The organism is Weissella tructae, assembly GCF_000732905.1.
Taxonomy (GTDB): Bacteria; Bacillota; Bacilli; order Lactobacillales; family Lactobacillaceae; genus Weissella; species Weissella tructae.
Map to the genome: position 1 here is coordinate 1225218 of NZ_CP007588.1, position 20597 is coordinate 1245814.

Sequence of the window (20597 nt, forward strand, 5' to 3'; positions counted from 1 at the left end):
TACTCAGATGAACCTAATCTGTCCATAGTTCTGTTGCACGATGTCCACCAGATGCTTTCAATAAACGGTTATTATACGCCGCATGAATGGAATCTCGGGGGAAATCAGCAACAAAAATTGTTTGAATTTCTGCGCGACCATCAAAATGACGTAATCCAGCAAACAATTGTGCCATCGCACTGTTCACGTCGTCACCTAATGACCATGCATCCGATACTGACAAATCAGTTATCACAGAAGAGGGCATCATCAATCCCACTTCACTTGGGTGCGTTGCAACCCAAGCCAAGACATCAGACCATTCATCTACCGCAACCATAAATACATCCTTATCAGGTGCATAATGACGGTATTTCATCCCCGGCGCCTTAGGTGCAGCTGATGCATCTTTCATCGTCACCTCTGAAATCACATCAACACCTAACACATCCGCCAATTCTTCTGGCGTAATTTTACCTGGACGCAAAACCGTTGGTTGTTCCGTTGAAAGATCAATAATCGTTGATTCAACCCCGATCATCGTTGCACCATCATCTACCACCCCTGCAATTTTTCCTTGCAAGTCATGGTACACGTGTGCAGCCAAAGTTGGTGATGGTCGACCAGAAGTATTGGCTGACGGCCCAACTAACGGTACACCTGCATCACGAATCAATTGACGCGTCACATCATTATCCGGCATACGAATCGCAACTGTATCTAGGCCACCCGTCACCGTTTCAGACAATGCATCCGGCTTAACAGGCAAAATCATCGTCAAAGGACCTGGCCAGAAAGTAGCCATCAAAGTATCTGCCCATGCATTTGTTAGTGCAAAGTCAGTGACTTGAGCAATATCCGCGACGTGCACAATCAGCGGGTTATCGGACGGGCGTCCTTTAGCCGCATATACTTGTTGCACTGCTTGCTCGTTAAAAGCATTTGCTCCTAATCCATAGACTGTTTCACTCGGAAATGACACCAGTTGACCGGCTTGAATAGCTGATACGGCTGCTGAAAGTTCTGATGATGTCCAAATCTGTGTTTCCATCATATTATGCCTCCCGTTGCACACGAATCATGCGATCATGGCCACTCATATCTTGCTTCAGAGTCACGGTCACATTTGGTAAGGTTTCAAACAAGGCAACCAATGCAGGTCCTTGTTGATAACCAATTTCAAAAAATGCTTGTCCTGTTGGTTTCAAATAACGCAACAAATCTTGCGCCATTTGCTTATATAAAGCTAATCCTTCATCATCTGCGAATAACGCTAAATGAGGTTCAAAACCAATGACTGACGTATCCATTTGTGCTTCTTCACTTTCAGCAATATAAGGTGGATTACTAACAATCACATCATATTGACCTTCAATAGAAGCAAACAAATCACTTTCAACAAAACGAACACCTGCATCAAACTTATCAGCATTGCTCTTCGCAACAGCTAATGCATCTGATGAGATATCGCTAGCAGTTACCTGCCAATCAGGACGTTCCACTGCTAATGTGGTCGCAATTGCACTTGATCCTGTTCCAATATCCAATACATCTAAGGTTGACTTAGCTTGTGTGCTTAAAATCCACTCCACTAACTCTTCTGTTTCTTGACGCGGAATTAGGACACGACTATCCACATTAAATTCACGACCATAAAAAGCCGCATGCCCCAAAGCGTATTGTACCGGACGGCCACCCTTGATAGCATTAATTGCCATCTTGAAGCGCAACAATAGTTCATCTTCTAAAATGGTATTCGCATTATTAGAAAGTTGACTATAATTCCAATCCAAAATACCCGTCAATAGGTAATCGATTTGGGCTAGGCGTTCTTCTTTATCATGAACATAAGGTTCTAATTGATAGTCACCCCAGTTACGAACAGATTCAATTGTTTCTTGCGGCTCTAGTCCACCATAAGAATCAAACATAAGCATTACCCTTGCTTCAAGGCTTCAAGCTTTGCTGTTTGATCGGCAATCACCAAAGCATCAATTACGTCGTTCAATTCACCGTTCATAACACGGTCCAACTTGTTCAAGGTCAAACCGATACGGTGATCAGTAACACGGTTTTGTGGGTAGTTGTAAGTACGGATACGTTCTGAACGATCCCCACTACCAACGGCCGTCTTACGTTGTTCCGCATATTCAGCTTCGTTTTGTGAGGCATAGTGATCATACACACGTGCCTTCATGATTTCCATCGCCTTCAAACGGTTTTGTTGTTGTGAACGTTGGTCTTGCATTGCCACAACAATACCAGTTGGCAAGTGAGTCATACGTACGGCTGATGACGTCTTGTTAACGTGTTGTCCCCCGGCCCCTGAGGCACGGTAAACATCGACACGCAAATCCTTGTCTTCAATTTCAATATCAACATCTTCGTATTCAGGCATAACCCCAACCGTCGCTGTTGACGTGTGAACACGTCCAGCTGATTCAGTTTCAGGCACACGTTGCACACGGTGAGCACCGTTTTCAAACTTCAACTTTGAATACACGTTATCTCCGGTAATCATCAAAACGATTTCCTTGTATCCACCAATTTCAGTCTTGTTTTCATCAATAACTTCAACGTTCCAGTTTTGACGTTCTGCAAAACGGGCGTACATGTCGTACAAGTTAGCAGCAAACAAAGCACCTTCGTCTCCACCAGCAGCTCCGTGGATTTCCATGATGATGTTCTTGTCATCGTTAGGGTCCTTAGGTAGCAATAGCACCTTTAGCTTTTCTTCCAAGGCGTCCTTAGTTGCACGTAGCTCCTTAAGTTCTTCCTTAGTCATTTCTTCCATTTCAGCATCCAAATCTTCGTTCAACAATTCCTTGTTGGCGTCGATTTCTTCGATGGTTGCTTGGTAGTTACGGAATGCTTCTACTGTTTCACGAAGTTGCCCTTCTTCTTTTGATAGGGCCATAAAGCGCTTTGTGTCCGCAATAATTGTTGGATCAGAAATCATTTCGCTGATTTCGTCATAACGATCCACCACGGCTTGCACACGTTCAAAAATTTCATTCATGGTGTTGTATCCTTCTTTATTTATAGTAGTTTGTTAATTATTTCTTGCCGAAACGTTCAGTCAATGCAGTCATGTCTGGTGCATTATAATGACGACGACAAACTGGTAAGTATGATTCATCCCCACCAATTTGGACTTGTGCCCCTTCATAGACAGGTTGTCCATCGGCGACACGCAAGTTCATTGTTGCCTTACGACCACAGAATGAACATAGCGTCTTCATTTCCTCAATCTTGTCAGCGTAAATCAACAACGCTTCTGACCCAGCAAATAGGTGGTTAAAGGCATCGTTCTTTAGTCCAAATGCCAAAACCGGAATGTTCAATTCATCCACAACTTTAGTTAATTGCAGCACTTGTTCTGGTGCCATAAATTGTGCTTCATCAATCAAAACAGCAGCAACATCATCTTCACTATTGATTAGTTCAAACAAGTTATCAGCGTCTGAAATCGCACGAGCTGGGCGGTTCAAACCAATACGTGATGCAATCGTACCAATTTCAGTACGGTCATCCAGCGCACTAGTTAGCAACAAAACATGACGACCCTGTGTTTCATAGTTATGGGCGACTTTTAGAATTTCAATACTCTTTCCACTGGCCATTGCCCCGTGTCTAAAAAATAGTTGTGCCATGTGATGTACCCCTCTCAATTCGGCTAAACGCCGTTTTAGTCCTGCTTACCAGTATAACGAAATTTAGGTCATAAAAAAAGCATCTAAGCAAATTGATTGCATAATAAAAAAGACAAGATAAGAACGACTCATTGCCGTTAATATCTCGTCCCATTTATTAATAAAATTCAGGTTCTACTTCAGCGATTTGGCTATGCCAATCAACATCTGGATAACGACGGTTCAACATCTTCTCCAAAACGCGCAAAGTTAGATTCCCATTACGAGCAAAGATTGGTCCGTGGAAATATGTTCCATAGACATTGCGGTAAACAAGTCCTTCACCACCATCTTCACCATTGTTTCCTTGGCCTTGCTTCAACTTCCCAAGTGGACGTTGCTTATCATCCAAGAAAGTACGCCCTTGATGATTTTCAAAACCATGATAGATATCACCATTAGTTGGGTCTTCAATAATCACATCCCCAATGAAACGGCTATCTGTTTGATTCAATGTGTAGTGACCCATGGCCTTAATTCCTTCAACACGTGTTCCATCTGCCAAAATAAAGTAATCACCTAGCAATTGGAATCCACCACAGACTCCCAACAAAGGTCCATCAGCTTCGATGTACGCCTTGATGTCTTCAGCCTTACTTGGCAAGTCTTCTGAAACGATTTGTTGTTCGTAATCTTGACCACCACCAAACAACACAAAGTCATATGCTTTCGCATCAAACTTGTCACCTAGTGAGATAATTTCGGTCTCCATTTCAACGCCTAATTGCTTTGCATAGTAAGCCAAAGAAACAGCATTTCCATAGTCACCATAGGTATTCATCAAGTCACCGTAAAGATGCGCAATATTTAACTTATATTCAGCCATTCGCTTACGCCTCCTCTTCTGACTTAATGTATCCTGCTTGCTTCATTTCTTCACGCAATTGTAGCATCGCTGTGTACGTAGCTGCCACATAAACGTGTTCTGTTGGCATTTCTTTAATAGCGCCAATCACATCTTTAATGTTTGGATAAATTGGTTGATCACCAAAACCAGCCATCTTTAGACGAACATACATGTCCTTGTATCGTTCACCACCAGTCGCCACAGCTTTAATACCTGTGTCATGTAGTGATTCAAAATCAGCGTCCCAAATCCAACTTGTATCAATTCCATCCGCATAATTAGCGTTCAAAAGCGCCATCAATGAGAAGTCCTGATCATCCGTCTTCATCATATCAATCACTTGATTTGCCCCAACCGGGTTCTTAATCAAAACAATTGTCACAATCTTATCAGCCACTTGGATTGTTTCTTGGCGACCAAAAATTTGTGCATTCGATGTAAAGGCATGTTGAATTTGTGGTACTTCAACACCCATAAAACGTCCAACCGCATAAGCAGCTAACGCATTATAGATGTTGTACATCCCACCAATTTCAATCTTAAATGGTTGGTTATCAATTTCAAAGGTTGAAGATTGTGGTGTCATTTCAATCAACTTTGTAACAGCGTAATCAAGTTCTGGACGCTTAAAGTCGTCCGTCTTACTAAAGTAGTATCCTTGGTTTCCGTATGTCATAAAGTGATAATGTAGCACTGAATGATCAGTCGGTGACAACACACCATCCGTGTTACTTGGCGCACGCATTTCACCCGTTGCAGGTTCATGGTTAAATCCATAGTAGACCTTTGGATTAGGTAGTTCTTCACGCAAAAAGACTGGTGAATCTGCATTAGCAATCACCGTTGCTTCTGGGAATAAACGAATTCCCTTTAGAATCTTTTCGTAAGTCGTGTAAATTTCACCATAACGGTCCATTTGGTCACGGAAGATATTTGTCAAAACAAAAGCCATCGGCTTCAATTGACGAGATACTTCTTCAATGTTTGCTTCGTCAACTTCCAACAAGGCAATTGGACGCGCATTCTTGTCCTTAGGCTTAGCCGTCAACATTGTTCCGGTAATCCCTTGCATCATGTTTGACCCAGATGGATTTGTAATCACGTCAGGATACATTTCACGCAAAACACGTGTCGTCAATGCTGTTGTAAGCGTCTTACCATTTGTTCCAGTAATTAGGATAACATCGTAGTTCTCTGCTAGATCCGTCATTACTTGTGGATCTACTTTCATCGCCAATTTCCCAGGCAATGAAGATCCCCCACGCTTCAATACATCATGTAACACAAAGTAGGCGCTTCGTCCTACAGCTGTTGCCAGCGAACTTCGTAAAGTCATATCTATCTCCTATTACGCCATGTCCGCCATGACTTTTTCAAAATACAATCCATTTAAACATACCACAATGGTCTGGATTATAACGCTTGTGGATTAACTTTATATTAAATTGATGCTTTCCCTGGTGTTGACGCAATCATTGTGACATCCCCAGTAAATCGCCAGTTTGAAACATCACTAGGCAAAATAAAGGTTATCCCACGTTTCAAATCATACGTTTGACCGTCTACCACCAGTTGACCCTCACCTTGAATCACCGTAACGATTGTATAAGGCGCAGCTTTCAACATCTCTGCATTTCCATGTACATGCCATTTTACGATATTAAAGGCTTCTGCTTCAACTAGATTCGTGACATCAATGTTCTCGGATGTCTTCGTTTCGATATCGGGGTGTTCAGCAACAAACGGAATCGTCATGACTGCTTGTGCGTCTTCACGATGTAATTCGCGTAATTCACCAGTTTTAGCATCACGACGATCAAAGTCGTAAACACGATATGTTGTGTCAGATGATTCTTGAACTTCCAATACCATAACACCGGCACCTAGGGCATGCAATGTTCCTGCAGGAACATAGAAAACATCCCCAGCCTTAACATCAATGGTGCGCAACAATTCATCCCAGCGACCTGCATCAACAAGGGCTGCAAATTCTTCAGGTGTTTGCGCATTGTGTCCAAAGAAAATATGGGCATTAGGTTCTGCATTCAATACATACCAAGCTTCGGTTTTACCCAGTTCATGGGCATGGATTGCTGCATATTCATCATCTGGATGAACTTGCACAGACAAGTTCTGTTGGGCATCTAAAATTTTAACTAACAACGGGAACGAACGGTTCACATCGTCATTTTCGAACAAAGTCGGTTGACTTTGCCAAAGTTGGGCGAGATTCTGTCCTTTGAAACGACCATTATTAACGACCGTCAGGCCATGATCATGACCTGACGCCACCCAGGCTTCACCTGTGTGGTCACTTGGTAATTCAAAATCAAATTGCTCATGTAGGCGTGTTCCACCCCACATCTTGTCTTGTAAAACAGCATCTAAAATCAACGGTTCCATCATCACGTCACCTCGCCTAAATATAATTGTTTTAATCCAACTTTAAATAAATTTTTGATACCCAACCTAAATCAACAATGTGATACCATTCAATCCCCCCAGAATCGTGGGCAATTTCATCGGTTGTCACGCGCAAACCATGCACTGCACGCCCGCTCTCACGACCGTACGGCGCATCATATACCGTTACATCTTTAGTTGGTACATAATCAATGGTTGCTTGTTGCTTAACATGCACTCGGTCCAACAACTCTAATTGCGTTGTCGGTCGTTGTGTCATGTCAGGTGCAGTAGTTGATTGTGGCTTGTGCCCCAATCGCATTGTCTCGAAATTAAATGGTACCCAACGCGTGTCCGCAATTTGATACCAGAAATGACCATCGCGAGTCGCAACTCGCTCGACTACTTTAACAACAGTGCCTTGCCAGATTGGCGTTGCTAAAGTTTCTTGGGTCAAGTCAGTATATGTTGGCACTTCATCCAAAAAGGTTAAGTACCTATCTTCCAACGTCTCAGTTTCCATATAACTATTACGTCGGTAATAAAATGTCACTACCCGGTCTTCCATACTAAAAATACCAGTTGGTGTCCCATCACCTTTCACAAATTGATAACCTTCAAGTTCTAAAGGTTCAATTGCAAAAGCGTCCCCGACGGCGCCTTCCACGATACGGTGTGGCGCAATTGATAGCTTGGTATTCACATCTTTGGCGTACACCCATATTGGTGTCCCTTGTAATCGCACATCTACCATAACGATATTTCCTTCCCCACATTGTTTTGTACTCTTATTGTACCAATTAACCTTAAGTTTAGCCCGTACCTTTATCAGCTTTTAAACATTAAAAAAACGACCTATCTAATGAAAGGTCGTTTTAATTTGATTAACGTTCGATGATTTCCATCTCTTCGCCACCAATAATTAACATGTCACAGATTTCTAAGAAGAGTCCGTGTTCAACGACACCAGTCATTGCCTTCAATTCAGTTCCCAAAGCCAAAACATCTGTTCCGGCTGGTAATTGTACATCAATAATGTAGTTTTCTGAATCTGTTGCCAACTTTTCGTTTGCTTCTGTCATACGGAATTGTGGTTGCAATCCCTTATCAGCTAAGAAGTTGAATACTTGTTGGCTACCAAACTTAACCACTTCAATTGGCAACAAGAATGAACCCAATTCAGTGTGGTACTTTGATGAATCAACGATCCAGATGTTCTTATCTGACATCATTGCGACAACCTTTTCAAACAACAAAGCGGCTCCACCACCCTTGATACCGTTCAAGGCTGGGTCAACTTCGTCAGCACCGTCAACAGTTACGTCAACATGCTTTACTTCATCAATATCAAGAACCTTAATTCCCAATGAAGTTGCCAAGTCTGCTGTACGGAATGAAGTTGAAACGGCTTCAATTTGAAGACCTTCGTTCTTCACACGTTCGGCCAAAGCACGAACGAAGTGTGCGGCTGTACTTCCTGTACCCAAACCAATAACAGCGTTGTTTGGCATCAATGAGGCTGCCTTTTGAGCTGCCTTTTGCTTTTGTGCATCTAATACTTCTAAGTTAGTCATTATGCTTGCTCCTTCAATCCATCTTCAATTTCTTGCTTGAACGGAATAGCTGGAATTGCACCCGGACGTGAAACAACTAAGCTACTTGCAAAGCTGGCACGACGGATAACATTTTCAACGTCTGAGAAGTCTGGTTGCAAGATAGTTGCAACACTACCAATAAATGTGTCCCCAGCAGCTGTTGTGTCCACAGCCTTAACCTTGAAACTAGGTACAACACCGTCAGCACCATTAATATGGTAGAAAGATCCATCTGAACCCAAAGTAACCATCAATTGCTTGATACCTAATTCGTTTTCAAAACGCTTCATGCTTTCTGCCAATTCAGCTGCATCAGTTGTTGCTTCTGCTTCTAACAAAGCAGCTGCTTCTGTTTCGTTAGGAATCAACAAATCAGTTTGTGCTAGCAATTCTGAATCAACGTGGTTTGTAACTGGTGCTGGGTTCAACAAAGTCATTGCCCCGTTTTCATGTGCAATCTTAAATCCTGCCAAGATTGCTTCTTGTGGTACTTCAAGTTGTGCCACAACGATATCAGCATCCAACAAAACATCACGAGCTGCTTCAACATCAGCAACAGTCAATGCTTGGTTAGCACCACCGTATACCAAGATAGTGTTGTGACCATCTTCTTCCAACATAATGTAGGCAGTTCCAGTCGCCATATCCTTCTTGATTGAAATATTGCGTGTGTCCACACCTTCTTCATTAAGTAGGTCGATGTAGCTTTGACCACGACCGTCGTCTCCAACAGATCCAACAAAGGCAACTTCAGCGCCTTGACGAGCAGCCGCAACGGCTTGGTTAGCACCCTTACCACCAAAGTTAGTGCTTTGGTCAATCATTCCTAGGGTTTCACCTTGACGAGGCAAACGCGCCATCTTTTGGATAACATCAATATTCAAACTTCCGATAACAACGACTTTATTCATAACTCACTCCTTAGTTAGTGGGGCACAATTTACTATATTTACTTTATATTCTACCAAATTTTCGGTCACACACCAGCTTTTATGTTAAAAAATGTAACCGTTTTTATTTTGGGTTCTTAAATAGTGTACCACTATTGTAAAACGTTTTACTTTAAATTAATTTTACAGTTATATTTCATTATTAAGTTTAATTTCAGAAAAGGGGTACACAAGCTCTAAATGTTTGTTATAATCGCAATGTAAACGTTTTAATTTTATAATTCTATTGAAAGTATTTGTGAGGTAATACTTGATGTTATTTATGATTGTTAATTTTTTGAGTATCTTTGTCTTCTTAGGCATTGCATATTTGTTCTCTGACAACCGCAAGGGAATTCACTGGCGTTCAGTGATTACTGTTGTGGCTATCCAACTTGCATTGGCTTGGTTCTTCATGCGTTTCAGCATTGGACAAGAAATCGTGCAAGGAGCCGCTGAAGGATTTAAGTGGTTGGTTGACGTTTCTAACGCTGGTATCGCATTCGCGTTGCCAGACTGGTTGCAACCAACAACTGGATTCCCGAACTTCGTTACTAGTGCCCTACTACCAATGTTGATGATTGTTCCATTCTTCGACTTGCTTAACTACTTTGGTATCCTACCATTCGTTATCAAGTGGATTGGACGTGGATTGTCAGCTGTTACTGGACAACCTAAGTTCGAAGCATTCTTCTCTGTTGAAATGATGTTCTTGGGAAACACTGAAGTTTTGGCTGTTTCTAAGACACAATTGAACGCGATGAGTGCTCGTCGTAACTACACACTAGCTTTGATGTCAATGAGCTGTGTGACTGCATCAGTTATCGGAGCCTACACAACAATGGTTCCTGGTAAGTACGTTATGGCTGCTATCCCATTGAACATTTTGGGTGCTATTGTTATTTCATCAATGCTTAACCCTGTCGATGTTCCTGAAGAAGAAGATACAATCGTATCAATTCACGGTGATGAAGATCACCGCGAACCTGTCTTCTCATTCATCGGTGACTCAATCTTGGGTGCCGGTCGTTTGATCTTGATCATCACTGCATCAGTTATTGGATTCGTTGCCTTGGCCGCTTTGGTTGACGCCCTATTCAGTTTGACTGGTTTGGAATGGTTGAAGCTACAAAACATCTTCGGAGTTGTTTTGTTCCCATTGACTTGGTTGCTTGGATTTAACGTTTCTGAAGCGTTCGAAATTGCGCAATTGATGGGAATGAAGTTGGTTACTAACGAATTCGTTGTTATGGGAGAAATCTCAAAGAACATCATGGCCGGTACTGGTTTGTTCGCTAACGAACACGCCAAGGCTGTTGTAACTGTATTCCTTACAAGTTTTGCCAACTTCAGTACAATCGGAATGATCCTTGGTGCCTTCAAGAGCTTGGTATCTAAGGAAAAGTCTGACTATATCGCTAACCGCGTTATGAACTTGCTAATCGCTGGTATCTTAGTTTCACTTCTATCTGCTGCGATTGCAGGATTGTTCGTTTGGTAAACAACGCTTAATTTAATTAGGAGATAACTCATGGTTAAAGCTGTAATTTTAGATATGGATCCTGGTGTTGATGACGCTGCTGCTATCGCGGTTGCCTTAAACAACCCTGCTCTAGATGTTCGTTTGATTACTACTGTCGCTGGAAATGTTAGTGTTGAAAAGACAACTAACAACGCGCTTAAGTTAGTAGATTTCTTTGGTAAAGACACACCTGTTGCTGCTGGTGCTAAAGCACCATTGAAGCGCGAATTTAAGGATGCGTCATATATTCACGGTGAATCTGGTATGCCTGGTTATGATTTCCCAGAAGCACACAGTCAACCATTACAGATTGATGCTGTTGAGGCTATCCACAACGAACTCCACGCTGCGGATGCCCCTATGACAATTATTGCAACTGGTGCATATACAAATATCGCACTATTACTACAAAAGTACCCTGAAGACGGTGCCCTAATTAAGGAACTTATCCTAATGGGTGGATCTATCTCTGGGGGAAACGTCAGTTCAGTCGCAGAATTTAATGTCTTCACTGACCCTGACGCTGCAAAGGTTGTCTTCGAAAGCGGTCTACCAATCGTTATGATTGGCCTAGATGTTACATTAAACGCTTTGATTACAACTGAAACAACAGAAGCACTTCGCACGCTTGGTCGAGCTGGTGAAATGCTTTACGGAATCATCACTGCTTACGGTGACGTGCACGAAGGTGGTAAGCCTATGCACGACGTTAACACAATCCTTTACGCAGTTAACCCTGACCTGATTACAACTCGCCCAGAAGCGATTGATGTTATCACTGAAGGACCTGCTATTGGGGCAACTGTTGCCGATACACAACACCGTTGGCACGAAGATGATTTCCACAATGCTGAAGTTGGTATCGATATCGATGCCGCCAACTTTAACACATGGTTCCTTGAGCAAGTTAGCTTGATGAATTAATTTTTCAGGAGAAACACTATGGCAAAGAAGAAAATGATTTTGGATTTGGACACAGGTATTGACGACGTATTGGCTATCGCCTATGCGCTTGCTACACCTGATGCTGATCTAATTGGTATTGTTAGTTCATACGGAAACACTTTGGTTGATATCTCAGCCGAAAACAGCTTGAAGATGCTTGAAAAGTTTGAAGCAACTGATGTTCCCGTATTCATCGGACACAGTCACTCATCAGATACTGAAGACTTTGAAACAATGGAAATCTCAAAGCAAATTCACGGACAACGTGGACTTGGTAAGGTAGAACTTCCTACTGCAAAGCGTCCTGTTGAATCACAACACGGTGTTGATTTCATTATCGAAGCTGCTCACAAGTACGCTGACGATTTGATTATCGTACCAACTGGTCCTCTTACTAACTTGGCTGACGCTATGCAAAAGGACCCAGAAATTGCTGACTTGATTGGTAACATCACAATCATGGGTGGTGCTTTGACAATTCCAGGAAATGTTACAGCCTACACTGAAGCAAACATCAACCAAGACCCTAAGGCAGCCGATTACGTATTCCGTAACGCTAAGATGATGGTCATGGTTGGTTTGGACGTAACAATGAAGACATTGTTGACTAAGAAGGAAACACAACAATGGCGTGACCTTGGTACAGATAAGGCTACTGTGATGGCAGATATCTTTGATTTCTACATCGACGCCTACCGCGACCTTGGTATCGACGAACGTGGAGCTGCTTTGCATGACCCACTAGCTGTTGGTGTGGCTGTTGACCCAGCTTTGGTGTCACTATTCCCAATCAACATGATGGTTTCACACGAAGACGGTCGTACGATCGGAGATCCAAAGCGTCTTCTAGATCCTGTTAAGAACAACTACGCCGCTATCGATGTAGATGAAGACTTCTACCTAGAACGCTTCATGAACTACATGGAAAACGTGCTTAAGTAATTCAGAAAAACACTAGTCATTTGGCTAGTGTTTTTCTTTTTGTCCAAAATGAGTAACGTGCTACAATGTTAGTAAGGACTCATTATGAAAGATACATTTATAAAACATTATTGGTATTATGCTTCTTTAATCGGTAGCACGTTATTATTGGCTCTCTACTTTAGTCCCATCCAGTCACAATGGATCGTTATCGTCTTAATGTTTCCCACGTGGCAGTCTGGCTATATTACATTGAGCGCCAAAGATATAATCAAATCAATCAGCTACAAACCCGTCTTAATACACTTTCTAAGCGTGAGTTGAACCACCTCGCAGTATTAATGCAGTTACCTGTCGTAACACTCACAGACCTTAAAAATACACGTTTAAGACATACACAAATCAAACACTTACAACAACTTTTACACATGGAGGATTAATACAATGTTCACTAAGATTATCTGGTTTTCTTTAATTACTGTCATCTTCCTAGGAACGATTTCAATGGCATTCATCTTCCCTGAAGCCTGGGCAAAATGGACATTCGGAGGTCTAGCCTTTGTAGAATTGATTGTCTTCTACTTACTAGACCTTTTACGTAAATCAAGCCCTTTAGAAGAACACGCTAAGTAGCAACACCCCCAACAAAAAACAACGTATCTAAAGCCAGAAAACGCCCTAGATACGTTGTTTTTTTGTGCCCTTCAAATCTCCAGATACTGATTTACGCGAATAAAAAAAGCCATCGGCTTTATGCCAATGACTTCCTAAATATTATCCACGCTTCTTAAATCCGAATCCCCAAACAGTCAATCCAGCCAATAGGGCTCCAATTACTGAAACAAATGACTTAGCATCTGAACCAGTTTCTGGCAAAGTTTCTGTTTGTGTACGTTGTTCAGTTGCCTTTGGCGCCACTACTCCAGCCTTTGGTGCAACTGCATTTGTGTCTTCCTTAGCTTCAGGCTTTGTGTCTTCCTTGGCTTCAGGCTTTGTGTCTTCCTTGGCTTCAGGCTTTGTGTCTTCCTTAGCTTCAGGCTTTGTATCTTCCTTAGCTTCAGGCTTTGTGTCTTCCTTAGCTTCAGGCTTTGTGTCTTCCTTAGCTTCAGGCTTTGTATCTTCCTTGGCTTCAGGCTTTGTGTCTTCCTTGGCTTCAGGCTTTGTGTCTTCCTTAGCTTCAGGCTTTGTGTCTTCCTTAGCTTCAGGCTTTGTGTCTTCCTTGGCTTCAGGCTTTGTATCTTCCTTATCTTCAGGCTTTGTATCTTCCTTATCTTCAGGCTTTGTATCTTCCTTATCTTCAGGCTTTGTATCTTCTTCAGTAACAAATCCTAATACTTCGAAAAACTTGTTATCAAATTCTTCGTCCGTAATATCACCGTTTTCTAACGCTTCCAACAAGGCTTGAATGTCTTCAACGGTTGGTTGAACTTCTTCCAAGTACGCAGTTAATTGATCCAATAGTTCAGCTGCTTCTTCAGATTCTCCATTTTCTTCAATGAATTCTAGCAATTCTGCTTGTAGATCTACTACATCATTAAAATATGCATCCAAAAATTCTTGAACATCTACTTCATCTTCTTCTAGCAATGAATCTGCCAACTCTTGCAACGCTTCAAATCGAGAATTCATTTCATCGATTTCTGCATCGTAAGCTTCGTCAAACTCTTCTTCATCTTCTACTTCTTCTTCGTTGTCGACTTCTTCTTCATCTTCTACTTCTTCTTCGTCGTCGATTTCTTCTTCATCTTCTACTTCTTCGTCGTCGTCGATTTCTTCTTCGTCCATATCTGCTTCAGCTGGTGCCGCAAATACAAGTGTATTCTTAGCTTCAACTTCTTCAATGGCAGCAACTACGGCAGCCTTGTTATCAACTGACTTAGTTTCATCTGCATTTACTGTATCAACAGCTCCCAATCCCATCAACGCGGCTGAGGCCAACAAAACGTTCTTCATAATCATTACGCATATTCTCCCAATTTTTCACTATATAATATTGATAATTTCAGTATAGCTAAAAATTAAGGAATTCTCAACATTTAAATCAATTAAAAGTGCGTTTAATACAATAAAAAAACGGCCGAAGCCGTTTTTATATGATATTCATTTGTTATTCAAACACCATTTGATTGTGGTACAACTCTGCATAGAATCCGTCAAGTGCTAATAATTCAGCATGACTTCCTTCTTCAATGACATTACCATCACGCAAAACAACAATCTTGTCTGCGCCTAAGATCGTCTTCAAACGATGTGCGATAACGAAACTTGTTCGCCCACTAATCACATTATCCATCGCTTTTTGAATACGAGCTTCTGTCACAGTATCCACGTTAGATGTCGCTTCATCCAAAATCAACAAATCTGGATTCGTCAAAATTGTACGTGCAATTGACAATAACTGCTTTTGTCCAGTTGAAAATACTGAATTTTCATCACTTACTTCAGTGTTGTAACCATCGGGCAAAGTCATAATAAAGTCATGAATATTAGCTTGCTTCGCTGCATTTTCAACGGCTTCATCAGTCGCATCAAATTCACCAAAGGCAATATTTTCACGTACAGTTCCACTAAAGATTACTGATTCTTGGAGTACGATTCCAACATGATCACGCAAACTCTTCAAATCCATATCTCGAACATCCACACCATCGAATGTAACTGCCCCACTATCAACGTCATAGAAGCGGTTCAATAGATTCATAACGGTTGTTTTTCCAGATCCAGTTGGTCCAACCAAGGCAACCATTTGCCCCTTTTGAACGGTTACATCAATTCCATGTAAAATTTCATTACCTTCATTATAACTAAAGTGAACATCGTTCAATGAAACTTCACGTTCAATACCTGTCAATTGACGTCCATTTTCTGGATTAACTTCTTCGTCTTGATCCATAATTTCTTCAATACGCTTCGCACCAGTCACAGCTAATTGCAACATGTTGTATGTTGCCGTAATTTGCGTAATTGGTTGGTAGTATTGTTGTGAGAAATTAACGAACATCACGATTAATCCCAATGCTACGGCACGGTCCAAACGTCCGTCCAAGGCTAAGTATCCCCCAAAGAAGATAACAATCGCCGTATTCATCAAGCTCATCCCCATCATCAAAGGATATAGAATACCTGACCAAACTTGCCCCTTGAAAGTCGCATTTCGAACCTTTTCATTGTGTTCTTCAAATTGACCAACAGTCTTTTCTTGTAGTCCATTTGTGATAATAACTTGTTCTCCGTTAATTTGTTCATTAACGAATCCATTCAATTCTCCAACTTCAGCTTGTTGTAGGTTCACAAACTTTTCAGCCTTACGGATAATCAAAACAGCTAGTAACAAAGCAACTGGCGTAGATGCAATCGTGACCCAAGCCATTTCAGTACTTTGACTGAACATCATCCACAAGACACCAATCATCAAAGCAAGTTGTGAGAACAATTGGAAAATAGCTTCGTTCATTGCATTGTAGATGTTATCAATATCGGATGTAAAACGAGACAACACGTCTCCGTCACGATGTGAATCAAAGTACTTAATTGTCATGCGTTGTAACTTCCCAAACAAGCCCTTACGCATGTCACCAACAGCCTTAGAAGACACAATTGCTTGCGCAAATGATGTAATCAACAATCCCAATGCCATCAATACAACAAACATCACAAACATCCAGATTGCATGGTGCACCTTATCTGGCGATGCTTGTGCGGCCGTAGCTGGGTTTAAAGCTAACATCATGTAATCCGCAATTTCTTGAATTGCCTTACCCATGTAAACAGGTGCTTTAACTTGGAAGTATGTTGCTAATGCCATGAACACAAACATAACCAACATACCAAACTTATAACGCTTAAAATAATGCGCAAAGAACTTTGCGGCTTGCCATAAACTTGCCATTAGTCAACTACCTCCTGTGCTTTTTGTGTTGCATAAATTTCACGGTAGATTGGTGATGTCTCAAGCAATTCAGCATGAGTTCCTTCACCAACTAATTGCCCTTCATCCATAACAAAGATACGGTCTGCATTAATTACAGATGAAATCTTTTCGGCAATAACGAAGGTTGTTGTTTCTTTCAACTCTGTATCCAAGGCTTCTTGGACCTTCTTTTCAGACTTCGCATCCAAAGCAGATGTTGAATCGTCCAAAATCAAAATGGCAGGATTACCAATCACACCTCGTGTAATTGATAGACGTTGCTTTTGCCCACCAGAGAAGTTAGCTGAACGTTCTTCAACCGCATGTTCATACGTATCTTCGTACTTTTCTACGAATTCTGCTGCTTGTGCGATACGTGCTGCACGCTTCATGTCATCCGTTGTGGCATCAGCTTTCCCATGACGCAAATTATCTGAAATCTTTCCAGAGAACAATGTTGCACGTTGTAACACAAATGAGACTGCGCGACGTAATGATCCTTCATTAACATGCTTTAAGTTCTCATCCCCAACTTTAACCACCCCTTCAGTTGGATCGTACAAACGAGGAATTAGTTGTGCCAATGTTGATTTACCTGATCCAGTCGCACCAACAATTCCAACCATCTCTCCAGATTCAACCTTGAAAGAAACGTGCTTCAAAACTGGTGTTTCATCACCAGGATATGAAAAACTAACGTCATCAAATTTAACAACACCTGTTAGGTTCTCTTCTGGCGCGTCTGCATCGAATGTCAAATCAGGCTTTGTATCCATAACTTCCTTAACACGACCAGCAGATACAAGTCCACGTGCCGCGAATGTCATCATGAATCCACCCATTACGATAGACATCATAATTTGCATCAAGTAATTAACAAAGGAAGTTAATGCACCAAGCATCGTTGGATCTGATACCACATTAGATGCAACAAACCAAACTGAAACGGCAATTGCCAATTCCCCAACCAACATAAATGCTGGCATTAGAATCGCAAACAGGTACCCAATTTTAATATTGATATCTGTCAAATCGTCCGCAACTTCATTGAAGTTGTCTTCTTCACGTGATTCTTGATTAAATGACTTCACCACCCGGACACCTTGCAAGTTTTGCTTGGCCAATCCGTTTGTTTTATCAATGTATGTTTGAATTGATCCGAAGTACTTTCCCATTGGGGTAAATACCATCATTGAGATTCCTACAATCAAAACAATCATCACCAAAATTACCCACCACAATTGTGGCAATGTAATCAAGGCAAGAACAAGTGCCCCAACAAACAACATTGGAATACGTAGCACCGTCTGGAACAAAGACATAACCATTGTTTGAATTTGTTGCACGTCGTTTGTCATACGCACGACTAGGTTTCCAGCTGAGAATTGTTCAATGTTCCCAAATGAGAAACTTTGAATTTTCTTGTATTCATCTGAACGAATATCTGCCGCTACTCCCATCGCAATACGCGCAGAAAACACGGTACTAATCGCACCTGCTACCAAACCAACTAAGGCGATAGCAATTAATTGTCCACCCAAGGGATACATTTGGCTCATCTTATCTTCGGCAATTGCTTGAATCACTTGTTGCAATAGCTTTGGTTGCCATAGACTCGCAATAGCCGCAATTGTAACTGTTACAAAGGCCCAAAATGCATCAACTTTGTAATTTTTTACATATGAAAATATGAATTTCATGTTTTTCCTCCCATTTCTCCAATCTTGCTAGTATACCATTCAATCAAACCTGTTAGGTTAAATCGAACTTAAAAGCGTTTATGTTGCCATAAACGCTTTTTTGTCTACTATTCAATAATGTATTTTCCGTAACGCGCAACTTGAGTTGGCGTTAGCGTTACGCTTAATTTTGTACCTTCTTCAGTATATTCTGTTTCATGTACGGTAGCGTCATCATTCAACGCCGCAACGACTTGTCCATCCGCAAATGGAATCATCAATTCCTTTTGAACATGATCAGAAAAGATTTCAGCACGTACCATTTCAATCAAGGTATCCAATGATTCGTCAGACTTAGCAGACATAATCAATTCATCTTCTTGACGTTCCGGATAAGCTTGGTCTTCAATACGATCTGCCTTATTAAAAGCAATAACCATTGGCACATCACGTACCCCAATTTCTTGTAAGGTCTTCATAGTTGTTTCCATCATTGCTTTGTAGTCAGGATCTGAGTAATCAACAACTTGAATCAACAAGTCTGCTTGTGCTGCTTCTGCCAAAGTCGCCTTAAAGGCTGCAACTAGACCGTGCGGTAATTTAGACACGAAACCAACCGTGTCAGACAATAGGAAACTTTGCTTATCTGGTAAGTTAATCTTACGAACGGCTGTTTCCAAAGTCGCAAACAACATATCTGCTTGGAACACTGTCTTTTCTTGATTTTCTCCGAAGCGCTTCACTAGACCGTTCATGATTGTTGACTTACCCGCATTTGTATATCCAACTAATGCGACTGTCTTAATTTCTTCTTTTTCACGGTGAGCACGACGTGTTTGGTCATCAGCTTCAATGTTTGCTAATTCCTTACGTAATTCTGAAATTTGGTGTTCAATGTGACGACGATTCAATTCTAGTTTTGTTTCACCCGCACCACGACTGGTAAAGCTTCCGCCACCACCACCTGTTTGTTGGTCCATTCGAACATTCATTGATGTTCGTAGACGTGGTAGTTGATATTGCAATTGCGCAATCGCGACTTGCAACTTCGCAACCTTTGTCTTGGCACGTGTCGCAAAAATATCTAAGATTAATGCGGTACGGTCCATCATTGAGACACCTGTACCAGCCTCCAAGTTACGGATTTGTGATGGTGACAATTCATCGTTTGTCACAACCATTTCTGCATCAAGTGCCTTAACTAGTTCACCTAATTCTTCAACCTTACCTTTTCCGAAGTAAGTTCCACCATGGGGACGTTCCATTTTTTGTGTTAATGTACCGACCACTTCCATGTTGTTCGCATCTGCTAAGTTCGCCAATTCTTCCATTTGATAGGTAAAATCAACATCAACACGTTCTAGTCCAGCCAAAATTACTTTTCGACGTGGGTTTTGTTCATTTTCAATCATTCATTTCTCATTTCCGCCTTACCAAACGGTTGTTACATCGTTGTAGGCCTTTACTTTAATTTCTTCTTCACTAATTTCCCAAAGGGCAATTCCACCGTTATTCACAGCATCCTTGGCTAGGGCTTCATTTTCAAAACGGGCAGCCATGTTACGAATCAACGTCCCGTGGGCCACGACCAAAATATTGTCACCATCTTGATGATTTTCTGCAATGTACTTCAAACCATTATCGAAACGGTGCCAAAACATTTCTGCGTTTTCAGCATCATGATATGGATCTGTTTCGTGGAAAGCATCCATCATACCATTCATCCCCAGCGCTAAGGCAAGTTCACCATATGTTTCTGATGTTTCATCTAAGTTCAATTCACCAGAAATTTGCTTCGCAACTTCACTTCCCAACAATCCTTCGTAAATACCAAAGAATACTTCACGGAAGTTATCCAGCTTTTGTGGTTCCTTCAGGTCACCACTCGCAACATTACGAGATAGAATGCCTTTTGCTGTGTTGTTTGCACGTGTTAAATCAGATGAATATGCATGAGCAAATTTGACATTACGTAGACGTTCCCCTGCCGCAAACGCATCCGCAATTCCACTTTCAGTCAATGGCGCATCACTCCACCCTTGCATGCGTCCATACTTATTCAGATATGTTTGTCCGTGACGTACAATGTATAAATTAAATGCCATAATTTGCTCCCATTCTTTTATGCCAACATGTATTAAATTGCTTCTATACATTATAACATTCTCATTCTTT

19 protein-coding genes are annotated in these 20597 nt (G+C 41.5%); 4 read left to right on the forward strand and 15 right to left on the reverse strand.

Annotation, left to right across the window (positions count from 1 at the left end):
- Positions 1 to 13: 13 nt before the first annotated feature.
- From WS08_RS06065 to rbsK, 10 genes are all read right to left on the reverse strand, one after another.
- Positions 14 to 1030 carry an L-threonylcarbamoyladenylate synthase gene (locus tag WS08_RS06065; protein ID WP_009765086.1) on the reverse strand — a complete coding sequence of 339 codons (1017 nt, stop codon included), beginning with the start codon at positions 1028 to 1030 and terminating at the stop codon, positions 14 to 16.
- 4 nt (positions 1031 to 1034) lie between these two features.
- Entirely contained in the window at positions 1035 to 1910 is an 876-nt protein-coding gene (prmC, locus tag WS08_RS06070; RefSeq protein WP_038528603.1) for a peptide chain release factor N(5)-glutamine methyltransferase, read from the reverse strand.
- Between the two features lie 5 nt (positions 1911 to 1915).
- Positions 1916 to 2998, reverse strand: coding sequence for a peptide chain release factor 1 (gene prfA / locus WS08_RS06075; protein ID WP_009765088.1), 1083 nt, complete (start codon positions 2996 to 2998; stop codon positions 1916 to 1918).
- Between the two features lie 37 nt (positions 2999 to 3035).
- Positions 3036 to 3632 carry a thymidine kinase gene (locus WS08_RS06080; RefSeq protein WP_009765089.1) on the reverse strand — a complete coding sequence of 199 codons (597 nt, stop codon included), beginning with the start codon at positions 3630 to 3632 and terminating at the stop codon, positions 3036 to 3038.
- Positions 3633 to 3789: 157 nt separating this feature from the next.
- On the reverse strand, positions 3790 to 4497 hold the full coding sequence (locus WS08_RS06085; RefSeq protein WP_009765090.1) for a type 1 glutamine amidotransferase: 708 nt from the start codon (positions 4495 to 4497) through the stop codon (positions 3790 to 3792).
- 4 nt (positions 4498 to 4501) lie between these two features.
- Positions 4502 to 5854, reverse strand: coding sequence for a Mur ligase family protein (locus WS08_RS06090; RefSeq protein ID WP_009765091.1), 1353 nt, complete (start codon positions 5852 to 5854; stop codon positions 4502 to 4504).
- A 104-nt stretch (positions 5855 to 5958) separates the two neighbouring features.
- Positions 5959 to 6924, reverse strand: a complete 966-nt coding sequence (gene manA, locus WS08_RS06095) for a mannose-6-phosphate isomerase, class I (RefSeq protein ID WP_009765092.1) — start codon at positions 6922 to 6924, stop codon at positions 5959 to 5961.
- A 28-nt stretch (positions 6925 to 6952) separates the two neighbouring features.
- The gene (locus WS08_RS06100; protein WP_009765093.1) at positions 6953 to 7675 is read right to left on the reverse strand and encodes a MucBP domain-containing protein; all 723 of its coding nucleotides are present in this window, start codon (positions 7673 to 7675) and stop codon (positions 6953 to 6955) included.
- Between the two features lie 130 nt (positions 7676 to 7805).
- Positions 7806 to 8495 carry a ribose-5-phosphate isomerase RpiA gene (gene rpiA, locus WS08_RS06105; protein ID WP_009765094.1) on the reverse strand — a complete coding sequence of 230 codons (690 nt, stop codon included), beginning with the start codon at positions 8493 to 8495 and terminating at the stop codon, positions 7806 to 7808.
- A complete protein-coding gene (rbsK, locus tag WS08_RS06110) occupies positions 8495 to 9427 on the reverse strand; it encodes a ribokinase (RefSeq protein WP_009765095.1) in 933 nt (310 codons plus the stop codon). Before rbsK ends, rpiA begins: the two co-directional genes overlap by 1 nt.
- 292 nt (positions 9428 to 9719) lie before the next feature.
- Here rbsK and WS08_RS06115 point away from each other — a divergent pair, with 292 nt between their 5' ends.
- From WS08_RS06115 to WS08_RS06130, 4 genes are all read left to right on the forward strand, one after another.
- The gene (locus WS08_RS06115) at positions 9720 to 10946 is read left to right on the forward strand and encodes a NupC/NupG family nucleoside CNT transporter (RefSeq protein WP_009765096.1); all 1227 of its coding nucleotides are present in this window, start codon (positions 9720 to 9722) and stop codon (positions 10944 to 10946) included.
- A gap of 30 nt (positions 10947 to 10976) precedes the next feature.
- Complete coding sequence (gene rihC / locus WS08_RS06120) at positions 10977 to 11891, forward strand: ribonucleoside hydrolase RihC (protein WP_009765097.1); 915 nt, start codon at positions 10977 to 10979, stop codon at positions 11889 to 11891.
- A gap of 18 nt (positions 11892 to 11909) precedes the next feature.
- The gene (locus WS08_RS06125) at positions 11910 to 12854 is read left to right on the forward strand and encodes a nucleoside hydrolase (protein WP_009765098.1); all 945 of its coding nucleotides are present in this window, start codon (positions 11910 to 11912) and stop codon (positions 12852 to 12854) included.
- A gap of 423 nt (positions 12855 to 13277) precedes the next feature.
- Positions 13278 to 13466 (forward strand): hypothetical protein, encoded by a 189-nt coding sequence (locus WS08_RS06130; RefSeq protein WP_009765100.1) that lies wholly within the window; start codon positions 13278 to 13280, stop codon positions 13464 to 13466.
- Between the two features lie 141 nt (positions 13467 to 13607).
- Here WS08_RS06130 and WS08_RS06135 read toward each other — a convergent pair whose 3' ends face one another.
- From WS08_RS06135 to WS08_RS06155, 5 genes are all read right to left on the reverse strand, one after another.
- Entirely contained in the window at positions 13608 to 14792 is a 1185-nt protein-coding gene (locus WS08_RS06135; RefSeq protein WP_009765101.1) for an LPXTG cell wall anchor domain-containing protein, read from the reverse strand.
- Positions 14793 to 14940: 148 nt separating this feature from the next.
- A complete protein-coding gene (locus WS08_RS06140; RefSeq protein WP_009765102.1) occupies positions 14941 to 16722 on the reverse strand; it encodes an ABC transporter ATP-binding protein in 1782 nt (593 codons plus the stop codon).
- Positions 16722 to 18443 (reverse strand): ABC transporter ATP-binding protein, encoded by a 1722-nt coding sequence (locus WS08_RS06145; protein WP_038566708.1) that lies wholly within the window; start codon positions 18441 to 18443, stop codon positions 16722 to 16724. Before WS08_RS06145 ends, WS08_RS06140 begins: the two co-directional genes overlap by 1 nt.
- Positions 18444 to 18550: 107 nt before the next feature.
- Positions 18551 to 19834, reverse strand: coding sequence for a GTPase HflX (hflX, locus tag WS08_RS06150; RefSeq protein ID WP_009765104.1), 1284 nt, complete (start codon positions 19832 to 19834; stop codon positions 18551 to 18553).
- Positions 19835 to 19852: 18 nt separating this feature from the next.
- Positions 19853 to 20527, reverse strand: coding sequence for a histidine phosphatase family protein (locus tag WS08_RS06155; protein ID WP_009765105.1), 675 nt, complete (start codon positions 20525 to 20527; stop codon positions 19853 to 19855).
- Between the last annotated feature and the right edge of the window lie 70 nt (positions 20528 to 20597).

What these genes read in the sequence shown, in the direction of transcription:
- WS08_RS06065 (WP_009765086.1), bottom strand. Translation starts at nt 1,030, where the DNA reads ATGGAAACACAGATTTGGACATCATCAGAACTTTCAGCAGCCGTATCA.
- prmC (WP_038528603.1), bottom strand. Translation starts at nt 1,910, where the DNA reads ATGTTTGATTCTTATGGTGGACTAGAGCCGCAAGAAACAATTGAATCT.
- prfA (WP_009765088.1), bottom strand. Translation starts at nt 2,998, where the DNA reads ATGAATGAAATTTTTGAACGTGTGCAAGCCGTGGTGGATCGTTATGAC.
- WS08_RS06080 (WP_009765089.1), bottom strand. Translation starts at nt 3,632, where the DNA reads ATGGCACAACTATTTTTTAGACACGGGGCAATGGCCAGTGGAAAGAGT.
- WS08_RS06085 (WP_009765090.1), bottom strand. Translation starts at nt 4,497, where the DNA reads ATGGCTGAATATAAGTTAAATATTGCGCATCTTTACGGTGACTTGATG.
- WS08_RS06090 (WP_009765091.1), bottom strand. Translation starts at nt 5,854, where the DNA reads ATGACTTTACGAAGTTCGCTGGCAACAGCTGTAGGACGAAGCGCCTAC.
- manA (WP_009765092.1), bottom strand. Translation starts at nt 6,924, where the DNA reads ATGATGGAACCGTTGATTTTAGATGCTGTTTTACAAGACAAGATGTGG.
- WS08_RS06100 (WP_009765093.1), bottom strand. Translation starts at nt 7,675, where the DNA reads ATGGTAGATGTGCGATTACAAGGGACACCAATATGGGTGTACGCCAAA.
- rpiA (WP_009765094.1), bottom strand. Translation starts at nt 8,495, where the DNA reads ATGACTAACTTAGAAGTATTAGATGCACAAAAGCAAAAGGCAGCTCAA.
- rbsK (WP_009765095.1), bottom strand. Translation starts at nt 9,427, where the DNA reads ATGAATAAAGTCGTTGTTATCGGAAGTTTGAATATTGATGTTATCCAA.
- WS08_RS06115 (WP_009765096.1), top strand. Translation starts at nt 9,720, where the DNA reads ATGTTATTTATGATTGTTAATTTTTTGAGTATCTTTGTCTTCTTAGGC.
- rihC (WP_009765097.1), top strand. Translation starts at nt 10,977, where the DNA reads ATGGTTAAAGCTGTAATTTTAGATATGGATCCTGGTGTTGATGACGCT.
- WS08_RS06125 (WP_009765098.1), top strand. Translation starts at nt 11,910, where the DNA reads ATGGCAAAGAAGAAAATGATTTTGGATTTGGACACAGGTATTGACGAC.
- WS08_RS06130 (WP_009765100.1), top strand. Translation starts at nt 13,278, where the DNA reads ATGTTCACTAAGATTATCTGGTTTTCTTTAATTACTGTCATCTTCCTA.
- WS08_RS06135 (WP_009765101.1), bottom strand. Translation starts at nt 14,792, where the DNA reads ATGATTATGAAGAACGTTTTGTTGGCCTCAGCCGCGTTGATGGGATTG.
- WS08_RS06140 (WP_009765102.1), bottom strand. Translation starts at nt 16,722, where the DNA reads ATGGCAAGTTTATGGCAAGCCGCAAAGTTCTTTGCGCATTATTTTAAG.
- WS08_RS06145 (WP_038566708.1), bottom strand. Translation starts at nt 18,443, where the DNA reads ATGAAATTCATATTTTCATATGTAAAAAATTACAAAGTTGATGCATTT.
- hflX (WP_009765104.1), bottom strand. Translation starts at nt 19,834, where the DNA reads ATGATTGAAAATGAACAAAACCCACGTCGAAAAGTAATTTTGGCTGGA.
- WS08_RS06155 (WP_009765105.1), bottom strand. Translation starts at nt 20,527, where the DNA reads ATGGCATTTAATTTATACATTGTACGTCACGGACAAACATATCTGAAT.